The sequence below is a fragment of the Pseudomonas sp. FW300-N1A1 genome (assembly GCF_058789115.1).
Genome location: NZ_JBYTBK010000039.1, coordinates 21431 through 38654, shown reverse-complemented (window position 1 = coordinate 38654; position 17224 = coordinate 21431). Strand labels below are relative to the sequence as shown.

Below are 17224 nucleotides of genomic sequence, written 5' to 3'. Positions count from 1 at the left end.
TAACCCTGTACCACATCGTGCATTCCGGCTTCTTTGATAGTGGGGCTCACTCTCAATCGGAGCCCTGCCATGGAGCCCTTCACACCCCTATCGATCCGCACCTACCTCGTCAACCTGGGCGATCCGTCCATCGGAAACCCCGAAAGCATGCAAGCCCGGCAACTGCTGGGCTATCTGACCAGTGCCAACCTCCGCACCGCCCTGAGCGCCGTCGCGCCCCACGCCGATGATCAATGGGCAGACGGCAGCGTGCTGCCCTTGCTGCTCAACCTGAAGGCCACCCATGACATCGTCGCCCGCGCCACCGGGCTCTCCGTGGCCAGCATCACGCCCGCGGTGATACTGGAGGTGATGTATCAACTGGCCACGGCCGTCTGGCAAGACTTTGCAGACCGTGCGGTTTACCCGCATTCGTTTCCGGATCTCGAGGCACGACGTACCTTCAAGTCCAACTTCATTGCCCTGGCCCGACAGTACAACCACAGCGCCTACACACTGAATAACGATCAGATCGCCCTGCTCGCCAGCATCCTCGACAGCCGTCACATACGCTCATTGCAGCAGGCGCACGTGGACCGATTGCTGGGTAACCGCTACGAACAGATCGCGTTGCTATCGGAGCAGCCGACGGCGCCGGAGGGGCTGCTGAAGCTGATCGGCGATCTGATCGCCAACGTTGCTCCCACGCTCGACCCTACAACGGTCTACGCAATGGTCATACACGCTGCAGGCGAAGATGACCCCGCCCTGATCGCTCCCGATGCCACCACGCGACGCCCCTCCGTTCCCCTGCTGTACAACCAAAGCGTTGCACAACTGGCAAGCGATGTTCTGCACAGCGGCGCGCGCCCTCACCTTGCACACGGGCAGGTATGGAAATCCCTCTGGATATCGCTGTATCAGGACCTTCATGTCCAACAGGAAAACGGCCCGCCGAGCGCCGTCAGTTGCGCGGACTTGCTCAAGGAAGGTCCGGTCAACTACAACCTGTTTATGGTGCACGCCTTCCTGCCAGTCAGCCGTGCCTTGTTCGATCGTTTCATTGACCGACTGCTGAACCTGCGGCTGCAGCTGCTCGACAACCTCAAGCAATACTGGAGCGCACCGATCCCCGGCGTTTCCCGCAAGCAAGTGTGGAGCACCCAGAATCAGGCACGCTTGCTGGACGCGACACGCCTGGGCGTTTTGGATGGAACGCTGGATACCGCCCACCATGGGTCCATCACCGCCGCGACACAAGACTCGGCGAGCACTCGCACCTATACCCTTTCGTTAAAGGACGAGGCCCGCTCGCGGTCCTGCAAGCTCAACCGGTGCTGGGTTATCGCGCCCGCCCAGGCCGACACCCCGGACGTCGAGCCGTTGGCAAACCCAATCATCTGTTTCACACCCGATAAAGGACTGCAGGTGTTTGCAAACTGGAAAGCGCTGACCCTTGAGTTCGCAAGGCAGTTGTGCCAGGCAGAAGGCCAACGGACATTGATCAATTACCTGGCCAGGCCAGATGCCATGCAACTGGCCGACGCCTTGCGCGAAAGCGTTGAACGGGTGTCGCTGCAAGCACACCCGATCGCCCGCGACCTGTTCAGTGAGCCCCTGGACGCAACGCTGGCCATGCAAGACAAAAACCTGGAGTTTGCCTTTGAAACCGGCAAGGGATCGGTTCTGGATCAAGGCCTGTCGGCTTTCCTGGCTCATCTGGACAGTGCCCTTGAAACAACTCGCGTTCAAGATTTCACATCTTTGGTCGCCGAGCGAAACCAGCGGCTTATCGAGTGGATTCCCGATCAACAGCTGTTCGATGCCTGGTCAGCCTGCCGCAACCAAAGCACGTTCGATGGCAATCCCCAGCCCTTCACCTTCTTCGACATGCCCCCCCTCAAGACCCGGGCACTGAGCGACGACGAGCGCCGCCAGGCGATGCTTGAGGCACTGGCCAGCCCCCGGACCATCACTCATGTTCGCGAAGTGTTGAACCGAACGCCTCACTATTTTGCAGAAGGTGCCATAACCCCCACGCTCGCCTTCAGCGTCATCGAGAAGGTCTACCGTCATGAACTCGGACGCCTCAAGGTGCAGTGGGAGGTGCCCGACAGTCGCCGCTACAAGTGTTTCGTCATGGAGCAACAACTGGCCAGCCATTCGCCCCGCGAACAGGCAAGACACATCGCCAACCTGATCAGCCTCAATCTGCTGGGATTGAACCCTGCCCCCTCGGAGAGTGTGAACGTCAGCTACAGCTCGACAGTCCTTGACGAAGCCCAGGCCCGGGTGCGTGCCGGCATTGTCGACCTGCATCCACTCATTGCCGGTTCAACGACGAGGCCGGATGTCGATGCCCTGTGCAACGCCCTGCAAACAGACCTTGTGTATCCCGGCGAAGCGCCCCCCTCCCCGCACGACCCCTACCGGCTGACCCACGGTTTGTTCCTGGAGTTGTTGTGCGATTTCCCGGGATTTCATCGACTCGAGCGCGCGCTTGATCCTGACCATCGTCAACCTGCGGCCGCGCGCCGCGCCATGGCACTCACGGCGATAACCGACTATCTCGAGCCTGCGACCACCCACCAACCCGGATATATCTGTGGATTGAACCTGATGACGGTGACGTTGGGGGAGCACACTCATCCGCACGTACGCAAACACCTGCAGCAGCACCTGAAGACGACCTTTGCGCACAGTACCGCTCGCAGTGTAACCGCCGTGACCTTTGCCTTGCTCGCGGCTCGCCATGCACCGGAACTGCTGGTCCAGGGTGTCCCTGACACACTGCTGTTCGGACAAACCCTGAGCGCCACTCAATTTCGGCACGCCGTCGCCCTGGCGGAGCAGCTTCGCCCAGATTCGGCGCTCACCCATACCTATCAGGAGCTGATGGATTTCTACACCCTAAGCCCGTTCGAGCGCCTGCCCGAACATACGCAACTGGCGGTCGCCGTCAGTGGCCAGCACGCCACATTGCATTTTGCGATGTGCCGCGGGGTCATCCCGCAAGTGCCGCTTGGCCAGGTCAGCCATGACCAGACGCTGGCGGCACTGCTGCACGTGCAACGGCAACAACAGCTCGAAGCCCGGACCTTTACCCAACTGGCACAGGTGCCACCCGTGCGTAAAGCCATGGCGATGGCGCGCCTGAAATCGCAACCGGAACTGGACCTGCAGCGCAAGAGGTCATTCACGGAAAGTGAAGTCCAGCAATTTTTTGTGAAGGGTTATCTGAACGTTGGCCGTCATATGCACATGACCCTGCTGGAACACTACATGACCTGCGGCGCGGGAAGATCATTCGACTACGCCCAGTTGGGTTTTGTCCCTGATCTAGAGGGTGGCTGTGCGCTTCAAGCGGCGTTCGACGAGCAATACCAGGACTTCAAGAAAAACTACCTGCAAGGCCTGGTATCGCGGATGGCCCTGGCACTGCACGATCTGCCTGCACTGGATCGCGACAGAATCCTTGATGCCTACAAATTCATCACGGTTTCATTCAATGATCCACAAGGGCAACGCCAGACAGCCAACCACGGATTGATCGCGCTCTATAAAAAAGACGATCAGGAGTATGCCTACGAAATCTTTTGCCCTTCGGGCACGATTCGCCTGCTGGAACGCAACGGCACCCGAAAGATTCGCATCAACGCAAAGTTTTCGCCGCCCACGGCCGACTACCTCTACCACGAGTCTCCTTACCTGACCCAGATGCCGGACCTGGATCAGAACGCCTACCTTCTGGGGCGCCCCGCCGATGTGCGTGGCACACCCGAGCTGGATGTCAGTTTCTACACCGTCGCCCGCCAGGTCGCCGAGCTGGATCGCGATGGAAAAATTCAATTTCTCAGTCAGAAAATGGTCGACAACGTCTTTGGCAAAGCCGTTGAACAGGCTTACGACACCTTGCGCGAACCGACGCCTTACGAACGTTATCGCGAAAACCTGCTGGCGAGTAACGAACGACTGGCGGCGTTCTTCGTGCCGGGTTACTCGATCTATCAGGACATCAGCCGAGGCACCGTCACGCCGGGCACCTTTCTGTTCGCCGGACTGGAAGCCCTGAGTTACTTGATCCCTTTTGGCAGCGCCGTGCTGCATGCCATGAGGGCCTATCTGCAAGTGGCCCGCCTGGTGGTGCGCTCGACCTCCTTCGGCGTTTCCCGGCTGGCACTCAAGGCTGCGCAAACCGCCCAGGGTGCCCGGGAGTTCAGCAGAGTGCTGGCCATGGGTTTCACTCAGGCGGCCAACCCTCTGGGGCCGGCGATCTTCCTGTTTCAAGGGGGCATCAAGGGTGTGGCACTGGTACGTGCCGGCTCGCGCTTCGTTCGCGGGCAACTCCATGCATCACGGCTGGCCAGCGGCTTGAACCTGCCGCCCTTGGGCGCAGCCTCTGGCGAGCTGTTGCGCGCGCAGGAACTGACCACCCTGGCAACATTCAGGCAAGCCGATTCGCTGGCCTTTTTCAAGCCGGACCTGTCTACCGCCCGTAACGCACTGACCATTCCTCAACAACGACAACTGGTCGCCCACGGCATCGATCTTTCGGACATCACACCCGTCATGAACCTTTATACGAAGAACCGGTACACCTACATCCTCATGCAGGGCCATCCCTATGCCGTCAGCCCGCTACCCGGTACCACGCAATGGCGGGTCCACGCCGGTGAGTTACAGGGGCCGGTGGTGACCTTCAACCCCGCGCGCCAGGCATGGGAGGTCACATGCTGAGCGTCAGCGGCCTGTGCAGCCTGCCACGCACGCCGCAACAACCGCTGGCACCGGCCCATGAGGTCGCCATTCCCATCGATGACATGCCGGTGCCCGGCTGGGTTCGCCTGGGGCCAGAACAGGATTGCCAAGCCGTTTTCCTGGTCCAGGAAGGTTACTGGTGCCTGACCGATTTCACGGGAAGGCTGACCACGCCAGCCTGGCGCAACGCCCAGGGACAATGGAGCACCGGCCCCGTCGCGCAGTGGCGCGCAATCAAGGACAGCCTGCCGGCGCCAACGCGATTCCGGTCAGTTCAATTACCCAGGCTCCCGGCCTTCCCGACCAACCTCTCGCCCATCCCTGCGAACATTCACTACCTGTGGCTGGGGCATGCGGTACCGTCGACCAGGCTGATCGAAAACATCGCCCATAACTGTCGACTCAGCACCCGCTACGTTTCGACACTGCATGTCGATGTGCAGGACGCCACTGTGCTGGCGCAGATCCGGGAACAATTCCAACGGGCGGCACCTTCACTGGTGATAACGCCCCTGGCAGGCACTCCGTTTTTCAGTGGATTCTCGCAGTCCGACAACTACCTGCAGTACACCACGGTCATGCAAGGGCCCGGACGCAATTATTCCGCCGCCTCCGATGTGCTGCGCTACCCGTTGACCCACCACCACGGGGGTATCTACATGGATGTCGATGACACGTTTAGAGTCGATATCAACGACATCGAACTGCTCGCCGCGCCCAATGATCTGTTGCTTGGCCCCAAGGTCAGCGAGGCCATGACGGGATTTTCAGGGTACAACAGCAGCATTTTCGCCTCGCACCCCAATAATCCGCTGCTGGAGGAAATTTCGAAGGAGATGCAGGTGCGCTTTGCGCAAAGCGACGGCTTTTTCACCAAGGCCCGGCCCTATGTCGACGGACAAGCCGTCCTGACCAACCCGCAGGAAGCCGTCATGGATATGCCAGCCTACGCACGTGAGTTGTTCAGACTGACGGGGCCAAGTGTGCTCAATGACGTTATCGCCGTCGAACGGGCGGACTACTATCGGCTGTGCTTCAATGCCGAGCCACGCACCAACATTTCGGTCACTCATCAGCTGTGGGATCAAACGTATGTCGACCAGCAGATGGCCCTGATTGATCATTACTTCCCGTTCAATCGAAAAGCAGAGGTCGACATTGGACACGAACATTCGTGGTTCAACACCTGATGGCTTGAGCTTGCCCGGATCTGACGTAGCCCCTTCGCTGGCAAACCAGTACCTGTAGCTTCTCGATCAATCGCTCCCACGCTCGCGCGTGAGAGCTATCAACAGGGGGTATACCCAAGCGTCAGACCTGGATCGGCAACCACAACCTGAACCGCGCCCCGCCCAGTGGCGATGCCTCGACGGTAAGAGTACCGCCCTGGGCCTCCAGGGCGCGGCGGCTGATGGCCAGACCGAGGCCGAAGCCGCCGGTGGTGCGGTCGCGGCTGCGGTCCAGGCGGTAGAAGGGTTCGAAGATTCGCTCGCGTTCGTCCTCGGGGATGCCGATGCCGTCGTCGTCGACCCAGATTTCACAGCCCTGGGCCGCGACCTGCACGCTGACCTGAATGCGCTTTTCGCAATAGCGCATGGCATTGCGCAGCAGGTTCTGGATGGCCCGGGCCGTCAGGCGCGGGTCAAGGCTGAAGCGCTCCAACTGACCGTGCAGCAACACATCGATAACGATCTGCGGCGACTCCAGTTCATCATCGACGCTGCCCAGGATGCTGTCGATGAATTCGTCCAGTGACACCTGCACCCGCTCCGGTTGCCGCGCCGGGTTCTGCAAGCGACTGTAGGACAGCAACTCCAGCACCAACTCGTCCAGCTCGCGAATGTGCGCCACCAACCCCTGCAAGCGCTCGCGGCTGGCGGTCGGCAAGTCGTCGGAGAGGACCAGGGCCAGGCCAAAATCCAGACGGGTCAGGGGCGTGCGCAGTTCATGGGACACCGCATTGAGCAAGTCACGCTGCTGGTTGAGCAGGTCTTCGATGTCGCCGGCCATGGTGTCGAAGACATGGGCCAGATGGCCGATGTTGGAGCTGTCGGCAATCTGGGTGCGCTCGCTCAGGTGGCCCTTGCCGAAGCGTTCGGCGGTATGTTTCAAGCGCTCCAGGTCACGCCAGTGCGGGCGCAGCCAGATCAGCAGGCAGGCCAGCAATGCCGCACCGATCAGCACATTGATGCTCCAGTACAGCAGATTGACGTCCATCGGATCGGGCGGGACGATCAGCTTCACCGCCAGCTCAGCGTTCAGCGGCGCCACCGCCAGGGTGCGCCAACCCCAGTCCCCCATGCGCACGACCATCTCGCCGCGTTGCAAGCGCTCGCGTTCATGGGCGGTAAAACCGCTGTCGTCGATCCGCGCCACCGCGATCTGCAACGGCCGGAACTGTTGATCCATTTCGGTGGCGAGCGCCGGCCACTGTTCGGGTGGCACACGGTGAAACTGTTGGACGATGAGGTTCTGTACCCCTCGGGAATGGTCGAGGTTGTAACTGGCAAAACGCTCGTGAAAAACCTTGATAACCAGGTCCGGGACCAGATAGATCGCCGCACTGAAGGTGACAATGGTGATCAGGTACAGGCGAATCAGAATGCGCAACATGGCTTCAGCATTCCCACTCGGAACGGCTGAACAGATAGCCCTTGCCCCACACGGTCTTGATCTTGCGCGCTTCGCCGGCGTGGTCGTCGAACTTGCGCCGCAGTTTGGAAATGGCCACGTCCACCGAGCGGTCGGTGCCGTTGAATTCGATGCCGCGCAAGCGTTGCAGGATCTGATCGCGGCTGAGCACTTCACCCGCATGTCGGGCCAACACCACCAGCAAGTTGTATTCGCCACTGGACAGTTCCACCGGCTGCTCGCGCCAGCTCACGGTGCGCTCCGACAAGTCGATGCACAGGTTACCCATGAGGATCCGGTCACTGGCAGTCTGCGGCTCGTTCAGGCTGCTGCGTCGCAACAGGGTGCGCACCCGCGCCAGCAGCACCCGTGGCTCGCAGGGTTTGGTGACGTAGTCGTCGGCGCCCATCTCCAGGCCCAGCACCTGGTCGTGGCTGTCGTCACGGGCGGTGAGCATGAGGATCGGCAGCGTTGCCGAGTCGGCGCGCAACAAGCGGCACACCTGCAGGCCATCCAGGCCCGGCAGCATCAGGTCGAGGATCACCAGGTCCGGCGTCGTGAGCCGCGCACGCTCGCGCACCTGATCGCCACGGCTGATCACGCTGACTTGATAGCCGTTGCGTTCGAGGTAGCTGGCAATCAGCTCGGAGAGCGCGGAGTCGTCTTCGACCAGGAGGATGTTGGGCATGGGTGTTTCCAGGAAGTGCTGAGGTGACTGTCGGGGCTGGCCCTAATGCCGATCAGTTAAGAGAAATAAAGCCGAGCACGAAACCCGTGGCGAGGGAGCTTGCTCCCGCTGGGGCGCGAAGCGGCCCTGCTTTGGGGCTGCTACGCAGCCCAGCGGGAGCAAGCTCCCTCGCCACGGGCTCTATGTTCAGTTGGTCTTTGGCTTAACTGACCGGCATTAGGGCTGGCCCGCGAGAGCAATCTATCAGTCGCATTAGAAATCAAGGCGTCAAGGATATACGCCCTCACGCGCACGCGAGCAAAACCTTCACACAATTTCACACAGCCACTACAAACGTTCACCGCTACCCTGCCCGGCTGCCCGTAGCATGCCCGGGTCATTATTGGGGTATTCACATGTCAAAGAACCTGTTGGCGAAGCTCGGCCTGATTGCACTGGGCCTGACGCTGGTCGCCTGTGACAAGTCCTCCACCGCCGAAGAGCCTGCGTCACTGGCCACGGTACGAATCGAAACCCTCTCAGCCCGCCCGCTGTCGATCAGCAGCGAACTGAGCGGGCGGATCGCGGCGCCACGTATCGCCGAAGTGCGTGCGCGAGTCGCCGGAGTGGTCCTGCAACGCACCTTCCGCGAAGGCAGCGATGTGAAAAAGGGCGAGGTGCTGTTTCGCATCGACCCGGCACCGTTCAAGGCCGACCTGGACAGCGCCGAGGCCGCACTGCGCAAGGCCGAGGCCAATGCCTTCCAGGCCCGACTGCAGGAACAGCGCTACGCCAGCCTGATCGTGGACAAGGCCATCAGCGCCCAGGACTACGACAACGCACGGGCCAATGCCCTGCAAACCGCCGCCGACGTTGCCGCCAGCAAGGCCGCTGTCGCACTTGCCAGGCTGAACCTGGGCTATGCCACCGTCACCGCGCCGATCTCCGGGCGCATTGGCCGGGCGCTGGTGACCGAGGGCGCACTGGTGGGACAGAACGAAAGCACGCCCCTGGCGGTGATCCAGCAACTGGACCCGATCCACGCGGACCTGACCCAGTCGACCCGCGAGCTCAACGACCTGCGCCGGGCCCTGCGGGCTGGCCAGTTGCAACAGGTCGGCCAGGATCAAGCCAAGGCCACGCTGATTCAGGACGACGGCAGCCTCTATCCATTGCCCGGCAAGCTGTTGTTCTCCGACATCAGCGTCGACCCGGGCACCGGGCAGATCATTGTGCGCAGCGAGTTCCCCAACCCGGACCTCGACCTGCTGCCGGGCAGCTTCATTCGCGTGCGCCTGGAGCAAGCGGTACAGCTGCAAGGCATCAGCGTGCCGCAACGGGCGGTCCTGCGTGACAGCGCCGGCATCGCCCAGGTGCTGTTGCTCGACAGCGAGGCCCGGGTCAGCCAGCAACCGGTGCAACTGGGCCAGGCACAGCAGGACCGCTGGATCGTCACCGGTGGCCTCAAGCCCGGCGACCGCATTGTCATCGAAGGCCTGCAGCACGCCCGTCCCGGCGAGCAAGTAGCGATCGACGACACCCCTCTTCCCCTTGCCCAGGTCACCGGGCAGTAGGCAGGACGCAGACTTTATGCCGCAATTCTTTATCGACCGCCCGGTGTTCGCCTGGGTGGTCGCGCTGTTTATCCTGTTGGCCGGTGCCTTGGCCATCCCGCAACTGCCGGTGGCGCAGTACCCCAACGTCGCACCGCCGAAGGTCGAGATTTACGCGGTGTACCCCGGCGCCTCGGCGCAGACGGTCGATGAAAGCGTGGTCAGCCTGATCGAGGAAGAACTCAACGGCGCCGATCACCTGCTGTATTTCGAGTCCCAGAGCAGCCTCGGCAGCGCCACCATCACCGCCACCTTCCAGCCCGGCACCGACCCGGAAATGGCCCAGGTCGATGTGCAGAACCGCCTCAAGGCGGTGGAGTCGCGCCTGCCACAAGCGGTGATCCAGCAGGGCTTGTCGATCGAGAAGGTCTCGGCCGGCTTCCTGCTGCTGATCACCCTCACCTCCAGCGACGGCAAGCTCGATGACGTAGCGCTCAGTGATTACCTGGCGCGTAACGTGATGAACGAGATCAAGCGCCTGGACGGCGTCGGCAAGGCCACGCTGTACGGCTCTGAACGAGCGATGCGGATCTGGATCGACCCGCAGAAACTGGTCGGTTTCAACCTGACCCCGGCCGACGTCAACGCCGCGATTGTCGCGCAGAACGCCCAGGTCTCGGCCGGCAGCATCGGTGACTTGCCGACCCGCACCACCCAGGAAATCACCGCCACCGTACTGGTCAAGGGTCAGCTGTCGACCCCCGAAGAGTTCGCTGACATCGTCTTGCGGGCCAACCCCGACGGCTCCACCGTGCGCGTGAGCGACGTGGCGCGGGTCGAGGTCGGCAGCCAGGAATACCAGTTCTCCACCCGCCTCAACGGCAAGCCTTCGACCGCGGTCGGCGTGCAACTGGCACCCGGTGCCAACGCCCTGCACACCGCGACCCTGGTGCGCGAGAAGATGGACGAACTGGCGCGCTACTTTCCGGCCGGCGTGGAATACAAGATCCCGTACGACACCTCGCCGTTCGTCAAAGTGTCGATCACCAAGGTGGTGGTGACCCTCGGCGAAGCCATGGTGCTGGTGTTCGCGGTGATGTTCCTGTTCCTGCAGAACATCCGCTATACGCTGATCCCTACCCTGGTGGTGCCGGTGGCACTGATGGGTACCTTCGCCACCATGCTGGCGCTGGGTTTCTCGATCAACGTGCTGACCATGTTCGGCATGGTGCTGGCCATCGGGATCCTGGTGGACGACGCCATCGTCGTGGTGGAGAACGTCGAGCGGATCATGGCCACCGAGGGGTTGTCGCCCAAGGAAGCAACACGCAAGGCCATGAGCCAGATCACCGGGGCCATCATCGGCATCACCCTGGTGCTGGTGGCGGTGTTTATCCCGATGGCGTTCATGCAGGGCTCGGTGGGCGTGATCTACCAGCAGTTCTCGCTGTCGATGGCCACCTCGATCCTGTTCTCGGCGCTGCTCGCCCTGACCTTGACCCCGGCCCTCTGCGCCACCTTGCTCAAGCCGATTGCCAAGGGCGAACATCACGCCAAGGGTGGTTTCTTCGGCGCCTTCAACCGACGTTTTGACCAACTGACCAACCGCTATGAAAGCTGGGTGGTGTATGCGCTGAAACGCAGCGGCCGTTACCTGTTGATCTACGGCGTACTCTTGATCGGCCTGGGTGTACTTTTCAGCCGCCTGCCCTCCTCGTTCCTGCCAGTGGAAGACCAGGGCTACACCATCACCGACATTCAGCTGCCGCCGGGCGCCAGCAAGAATCGCACGGTGCAGGTGGTGGAACAGATCGAAGCGCACAACGCCACGGAATCGGGGATCGGGGACAGCACGATCATTCTCGGCTTCAGCTTCTCCGGCAGCGGCCAGAACGCGGCGCTCGCGTTCAGCACGCTGAAGGACTGGTCCGAGCGTGACAGCCAGGACTCGGCCGCCTCCATCGCCGACCGCGCCAACATCGCTTTCAGCCAGATCAAGGACGCCGTGGCCTATTCCATACTGCCACCGCCGGTGGACGGCCTCGGCACCTCCAGCGGTTTCGAATTCCGCCTGCAAGACCGTGGCGGCCTCGGCCACGCCGCGTTGATGCAAGCGCGTACTGCCCTGTTGGACGCCGCCGAGAAAAGCCCGGTCCTGATGAACGTGCGCGAAAGCGCCCTGGCCGAAGCGCCGCAGGTGCAGTTGATCGTCGACCGCAAACAGGCCAACGCCCTGGGGGTTTCGTTCGCTGATATCGGTGACGTGCTGTCCACGGCCGTGGGTTCGGCCTACATCAATGACTTCCCCAACCAGGGGCGGATGCAACGGGTGGTGGTGCAGGCTGAAGGCGACCAACGCAGCCAGGTCGAGGATTTACTGAAGATCCACGTGCGCAACAACGCCGGAAAAATGGTGCCGCTGTCGACCTTCGTCCGCGCCGAATGGACCCAGGGCCCGACCCAGTTGACCCGCTACAACGGCTACCCGGCCATCAGCATTTCCGGTGAACCGAGCCCGGGCCACAGCTCCGGTGAAGCCATGGCGGAAATCGAGCGCCTGGTGGCCCTCGGCCCGACCGGGCTGGGCCAGGAATGGACCGGGCTGTCATTGCAGGAGCGCTTGTCCGGCAGTCAGGCGCCGATCTTGCTGGGCCTGTCGCTGCTGGTGGTGTTCCTGTGCCTGGCGGCGCTGTACGAGAGCTGGTCGATCCCGACCTCGGTGCTGCTGGTGGTCCCGTTGGGGGTACTGGGGGCGGTATTGGCCGTGACCCTGCGGGGCATGCCCAACGATGTGTTCTTCAAGGTCGGCCTGATCACCATCATTGGCCTGTCGGCGAAAAACGCGATCCTGATCATCGAGTTCGCCAAGAGCCTGTATGACGAAGGCCACGACCTGATCGACGCCACGGTGCAAGCCGCGCGCCTGCGCCTGCGGCCGATCGTCATGACCTCGCTGGCGTTCATCCTCGGCGTGGTGCCGCTGGCGATCGCTACCGGGGCCAGCTCGGCGAGCCAGCAAGCGATCGGCACCGGGGTAATCGGCGGGATGATCACCGCGACCCTGGCCGTCGTGTTTGTGCCGGTGTTCTTTGTGGTGGTGATGAGGCTGGTGCGTAAACGCCATAAGGACAGCTGACAGACCGTGACGGTGATCGTTCCCGCGCTCTGCGCGGGAGCGATCAACATCAACACCAGGGGTGTCGTCGACCTATATCGCCACAATGGACCGCACTGGGCTAAGGTGATGCAACACCCCGGCCCATCGAGTTCACATGCCCCACCTCCTGCGCACCCACCCTCGCCTGACCGCCGCAACCCTGCTGGGCGTGGCGATCGGCACTCTGGTTCCCGCCCACTCCCTGATCAGCAAAGCCCTCGTCGGCTGGAACGCCGGCATCTGGGTTTACCTGGCGCTGATGCTATGGCTCACCGCCCGCGCCAAGGCCGATGACGTCAAGCGTATTGCCGAGGTCGAAGACGAAAACGCCGGGCTGGTGTTGTTTATCGTCAGCATTGCCGCCATTGCCAGCCTGGCCGCCATTACCTTCGAACTGGCGGGTACCAGGGACATGGACTCAACCCACAAGCTCATGCGCTACGGTTTCACCGGCTTGACGGTGATCGGCTCGTGGCTGTTGATCGGGGTGATTTTCAGCGTGCACTACGCCCGGCTGTTCTACACCTGGGACGGCAAGGAGCCGGCGCTGCGCTTTGCCGAAGGTTTGAAAAAACCCGATTATTGGGACTTTTTGTACTTCTCCTTCACCATCGGCGTGGCGGTACAAACCGCCGATGTCGGGGTCGCCACCCGAGGCCTGCGCAAGATTGTGCTGGCGCAGTCGCTGATCGGGTTTGTGTTCAATACCGCGATATTGGGGTTTTCGATCAATATCGCGGCGGGGTTATTTGGCTGACCGCCTAGGGGCTATTGGCGTCCCTGGAGCATCTCGTCCGTCAAGGGATCGGAGTCGGTAAAGTTTCCATCCGCATCCAACGCACGCACCCTTAACACATACGGTGGAGTCCAGTCGAGACCGACGTAATACGTGTACGGAGTTGTGTCGATGTACACGTTATTGCGATAAACCTCATAGCCGGTAACGGCAATGTTGTCAGTTGATGGGTCCCACCGGAGCATCTTGAGACTTGAGATTATGACAATTCTTAGGTTGGTCGGTTTGGAAGGCGGGCTTCCATCTCGGGTTCTGACAGTCAATGAATCCGAGTCGGTAGCATTTTCGGCCGCATCCAGCGCACTGACCTTGAACTCATAGGAGGTAAGCTGACTCAAACCACCGGCAACGTAGCGAGTGTTGCTCACGAAATCGATTGCCGTGTTGTTGCGCCAAATCCGATAGCCTGTGACACCGACGTTATCAGCCGACGCATCCCACTCCAGCGCAACCGAATGGCCGGTGATCGTTGAGGCTCTGAGATTGCCTGGTTTGGAGGGGCGTGTCTCGTCAGGTACGGTCACTGACACTGAGTCGGAGTCGGTATGGTTTCCGGCAGCATCCAGAGCGCGCACCTTGAAAAGGTAAGTAGCACCTTCGGACAGCTCCTTTGCGAAGTAATACGACGTGGTAACAATCTCGATCGAAACATTGTCACGCAAGAGTTGGTAGCCGATGACCCCGACGTTATCTACAGATTCATCCCACCGCAGGAAAACAGTATTGGCAGAAACTACAGAGGCCCTGAAGTCCGTTGGTTTGGAAGGAGCGGTCACATCAACTGTGGTGATTGTCAACGGATCGGAATCGGCAAAATTCTCGTCTGCATCCAGCGCGCGCACCCTGAATGTATAAGACGTAGCGTCGGTTAAACCGCCTGCGGTGTAGTAAGTCGTGCTAACCGTATCGATCGGCACGTTATTTCGATAGATCCGATAGCCAGTGACTTCGACATTATCAAAAGAGGGGTCCCAGGTCAGATCAACGGTCCCACCCGTAATCCTTGTGGCTCTCAGGCGGGTCGGGCGAGAAGGTGCTGTAGCGTCTGACGTGGTAACGGTCAACACATCTGAAAAAGTAAGATGCCCATCGGTATCCCATGCACCCACCTTGAAAGTGTAAGTCGTCAGCTCGTCCAGATCGGTGACGGTAAAACGGTTGTTACCAGTGGTATCTATGTCAACCAACCTGTTGTCGCAGTAGATCTGATAACCGACAACCGCAATATCATCGGTGGATGCAACCCACTCCAGAGTGACGCTATTCCCGGTCACACTCGAAGCTCGCAGATCGGTGGGCTTACTCGGCGGCACGCCACTATTCCAGCGGGTTATCCGAGAACGGTTTCCTGCAGCGTCCCTGGCGCTGACCTGCCAGGACTTGATCTGTTGCACAGGCAAGTCCACGACATAAGCACTCGGCGTAACCAGTCGCTCGGTTTCCCCATTCCATTGAAGCAAATAACCGGTGACGCCCACATTATCTTGCGACATATCCCAACTGAGCATCGACCTGTTGCCCGGGAGACTCTCTCGCTGTAATCCCCGGGGTTGGGTAGGCGGCACTCGATCGTGTGTCACCACCCGGATCGACGCCACTTGGGCGGGCGTACCCTGGGAACGCCTGGGTTGCACCTCGATCCTGTATTCGACTTCAGGTGTCAATCCTGGAACGATGCATTCACGCGCCGGGGTATAGAGAGAAGCCCCTCCTCCCCACCTGACGTCATAGCCGATCAGGTATGACGAGTCCAAAGGCATCTCCCACGTAATCCACGCCTCATTAAAAGTTCGCCCTGGATTCTGCAGGTTGCGCACTTGAGTATTGGCCGAAATATCCACTGCTTGAGAAGTCATGGCCTGATTCCCCTATCTGAGCTTCAGAGGGCGCCAAGGCTGGAGGCAGCCTTGGTCGCTGGATTACTGTGAGTAGCCATTACAGATGAGGATGCCGGCTCCCGCCACTAGCAGGTCTGATAGTGGCGCTGCTGCACGTTCTATGATTCGAATCGAGCCGCTTGTGGGTGGCGAGCGAATTTTGCGCTGCTTGACCCTTGCCTCTTGACGCTGTGATAGTTTTTGGTTTCGCCATTGCTGCAACTGGACAATGTGGTGGCGATCCCCCATATCGGCTCGGCCACCCATGAAACCCGCGAGGCCATGGCACGGTGCGCGGTGGACAACCTGCTGGCGGCACTGGCGGGCGAGCGGCCAGCGAATCTGGTGAACGAGGTGGTGTGACGGCAGAGGCTTGAGGTGGTCTGAGATCAGGCGTGCTTCGATCAATAACCCTGCGCGGTATAAATGTGATGAACGGCAGATCCGCAAGGATCTGCTCCGTGCCAGGACTCGCAAGGACCGAAAACCTCACCGAATCAGAGAGTCCACCTACACAAGCTTGAGAAACAAGAGACAGAAACCTCTCAAGCCTCTGCATTAAGGTGCAGCACCTGTTAGTTCTTACAGGTTTCAAGGCGTTGGATCCACGCTATAACTGGGCTGAACCTACAGCGCCCTGAGCGGCGTCTGTCAGCCGGACGCAGGAACCACGCCCGCTTCAGGAAGGATCCGTCGCGCCCACCTCATTGATTGATAAATGGGAGTGCCTGTCATGAACCATTCAGCCCCGATCGCCAGTCGTGCTCGCAACCTCCAGCCCGGGCTTCAGTTGCAACAAACCGGACTGGTGCAAGACATCACGCTGACCAAGCGTGAAAAAGAAGTGCTGCTATGGAGTGCCAGAGGCAAGTCGTCCTGGGAAATCGGCCAGATCGTCAATTGCAGCGAATCCGGGGTGAATTATCACTTTTGCAATATCCGCCGAAAATTCGGCGTGAGTTCACGCTGGACCGCAGTGTTCAAGGCACTGGAGCAAGGTTTGATTCAGCTGTCTTGAACGGGTCGACAGCGGTGTACGACGCGCCATTGCCCCCTGTCGAGACACCGCATGAACCCTGCGCAATCGCTGTCCACTACTGCCCCAAACCGCTGCGGTGAGAAGCTTGAAACACCTGTACACCGCGAGCTGAACACACCACGCATCATTCTCGCCGATGACCATCCCGTGGTGCTGATGGGCGCTGAAATGGCCCTGTGCCCCCCCTCCAGCCACGGGTTCGCGATTGTCGCCCAGGCCCACAGCGCCGAAGAGCTGATTGACCGCCTTGAACGCACACCCTGTGACATCCTGGTCAGCGACTACGCGATGCCCTACGGGGACTTTCCCGATGGCCTGGCGCTGATGGGCTACGTGAGACGCCACTTCGGCCATGTCCGGTTGATCGTCATGACCATGCTGCGCAATCCGTCCCTGTTGCAGGCGTTGCTCAACCAGGGCGCCTGCGGACTGTTCGATAAACGCAGCCCGTTGAGTGAACTCAGGCGCGCGGTACAACGCGTGGCCAGGGGGCGTCGCCATCTCTGTCCGACGTTCGCCAGGATTCTCGAGGCCCAGGCCTTGCCGACCGACAGTGCCGACGCGCCGCAGGTGAACCTGTCCGAACGGGAACTGGAAGTGGTGCGCTTGTTTGTTCAGGGCCTGTCCGGCCGGCAGATCGCCGCGCAATTGAACCGCAGCGAAAAAACCATCAGCCGACAAAAACGCACCGCCATGGACAAGTTGGGACTTGTGCATGACGGTGGGTTGGTGGAGTTTGCGCGGGTGAGTGGGTTGAAGGAGTAGCC

10 protein-coding genes and 1 pseudogene are annotated in these 17224 nt (G+C 60.7%); 8 read left to right on the top strand and 3 right to left on the bottom strand.

Annotation, left to right across the window (positions count from 1 at the left end; translation table 11 throughout):
- Nucleotides 1–69: 69 nt before the first annotated feature.
- Both AC3WQN_RS21310 and AC3WQN_RS21305 read left to right on the top strand, forming a co-directional pair.
- Nucleotides 70–4716, top strand: coding sequence for a hypothetical protein (locus AC3WQN_RS21310; protein WP_103402004.1), 4647 nt, complete (start codon nt 70–72; stop codon nt 4714–4716).
- Entirely contained in the window at nt 4710–5927 is a 1218-nt protein-coding gene (locus tag AC3WQN_RS21305; protein WP_158248622.1) for a glycosyltransferase, read from the top strand. The genes AC3WQN_RS21310 and AC3WQN_RS21305 overlap by 7 nt, the downstream gene beginning before the upstream one ends.
- Before the next feature lie 121 nt (nt 5928–6048).
- Here the strand turns inward: AC3WQN_RS21305 and AC3WQN_RS21300 are convergent, their stop codons facing one another.
- On the bottom strand, nt 6049–7350 hold the full coding sequence (locus tag AC3WQN_RS21300) for an ATP-binding protein (protein WP_103402006.1): 1302 nt from the start codon (nt 7348–7350) through the stop codon (nt 6049–6051).
- A 4-nt stretch (nt 7351–7354) separates the two neighbouring features.
- Entirely contained in the window at nt 7355–8056 is a 702-nt protein-coding gene (locus tag AC3WQN_RS21295) for a response regulator transcription factor (protein WP_103402007.1), read from the bottom strand.
- 395 nt (nt 8057–8451) lie between these two features.
- Between AC3WQN_RS21295 and AC3WQN_RS21290 the strand changes: the two genes are divergently transcribed.
- The 3 genes from AC3WQN_RS21290 (at nt 8452) to AC3WQN_RS21280 (ending at nt 13502) form a co-directional block, all read left to right on the top strand.
- Nucleotides 8452–9609: an efflux RND transporter periplasmic adaptor subunit gene (locus AC3WQN_RS21290; protein ID WP_103402008.1), complete on the top strand. Its 1158-nt coding sequence runs from the start codon at nt 8452–8454 to the stop codon at nt 9607–9609.
- Between the two features lie 16 nt (nt 9610–9625).
- Nucleotides 9626–12724, top strand: a complete 3099-nt coding sequence (locus AC3WQN_RS21285) for a multidrug efflux RND transporter permease subunit (protein WP_103402009.1) — start codon at nt 9626–9628, stop codon at nt 12722–12724.
- 136 nt (nt 12725–12860) lie between these two features.
- A complete protein-coding gene (locus tag AC3WQN_RS21280; protein ID WP_103402010.1) occupies nt 12861–13502 on the top strand; it encodes a DUF1345 domain-containing protein in 642 nt (213 codons plus the stop codon).
- Nucleotides 13503–13513: 11 nt separating this feature from the next.
- On the opposite strand, the gene AC3WQN_RS21275 is transcribed toward AC3WQN_RS21280, so the two are convergent.
- Nucleotides 13514–15397: a fibronectin type III domain-containing protein gene (locus AC3WQN_RS21275; protein ID WP_103402011.1), complete on the bottom strand. Its 1884-nt coding sequence runs from the start codon at nt 15395–15397 to the stop codon at nt 13514–13516.
- 228 nt (nt 15398–15625) lie between these two features.
- On the opposite strand from AC3WQN_RS21275, the pseudogene AC3WQN_RS21270 reads away from it, so the two are divergent.
- From AC3WQN_RS21270 to AC3WQN_RS21260, 3 genes and pseudogenes are all read left to right on the top strand, one after another.
- Nucleotides 15626–15781 (top strand): annotated as a pseudogene (locus AC3WQN_RS21270) (bifunctional glyoxylate/hydroxypyruvate reductase B); the annotation flags it as partial.
- Between the two features lie 370 nt (nt 15782–16151).
- On the top strand, nt 16152–16436 hold the full coding sequence (locus AC3WQN_RS21265; protein WP_103402012.1) for a helix-turn-helix transcriptional regulator: 285 nt from the start codon (nt 16152–16154) through the stop codon (nt 16434–16436).
- Between the two features lie 51 nt (nt 16437–16487).
- Nucleotides 16488–17222, top strand: coding sequence for a response regulator (locus AC3WQN_RS21260; RefSeq protein ID WP_103402013.1), 735 nt, complete (start codon nt 16488–16490; stop codon nt 17220–17222).
- Nucleotides 17223–17224: the final 2 nt, after the last annotated feature.

Bases quoted from the DNA above. Each gene is read 5' to 3' on its own strand.
- AC3WQN_RS21280 (WP_103402010.1), top strand. From the start codon at position 12,861: ATGCCCCACCTCCTGCGCACCCACCCTCGCCTGACCGCCGCAACCCTG.
- AC3WQN_RS21260 (WP_103402013.1), top strand. From the start codon at position 16,488: ATGAACCCTGCGCAATCGCTGTCCACTACTGCCCCAAACCGCTGCGGT.
- AC3WQN_RS21290 (WP_103402008.1), top strand. From the start codon at position 8,452: ATGTCAAAGAACCTGTTGGCGAAGCTCGGCCTGATTGCACTGGGCCTG.
- AC3WQN_RS21285 (WP_103402009.1), top strand. From the start codon at position 9,626: ATGCCGCAATTCTTTATCGACCGCCCGGTGTTCGCCTGGGTGGTCGCG.
- AC3WQN_RS21295 (WP_103402007.1), bottom strand. From the start codon at position 8,056: ATGCCCAACATCCTCCTGGTCGAAGACGACTCCGCGCTCTCCGAGCTG.
- AC3WQN_RS21300 (WP_103402006.1), bottom strand. From the start codon at position 7,350: ATGTTGCGCATTCTGATTCGCCTGTACCTGATCACCATTGTCACCTTC.
- AC3WQN_RS21305 (WP_158248622.1), top strand. From the start codon at position 4,710: ATGCTGAGCGTCAGCGGCCTGTGCAGCCTGCCACGCACGCCGCAACAA.
- AC3WQN_RS21310 (WP_103402004.1), top strand. From the start codon at position 70: ATGGAGCCCTTCACACCCCTATCGATCCGCACCTACCTCGTCAACCTG.
- AC3WQN_RS21265 (WP_103402012.1), top strand. From the start codon at position 16,152: ATGAACCATTCAGCCCCGATCGCCAGTCGTGCTCGCAACCTCCAGCCC.
- AC3WQN_RS21275 (WP_103402011.1), bottom strand. From the start codon at position 15,397: ATGACTTCTCAAGCAGTGGATATTTCGGCCAATACTCAAGTGCGCAAC.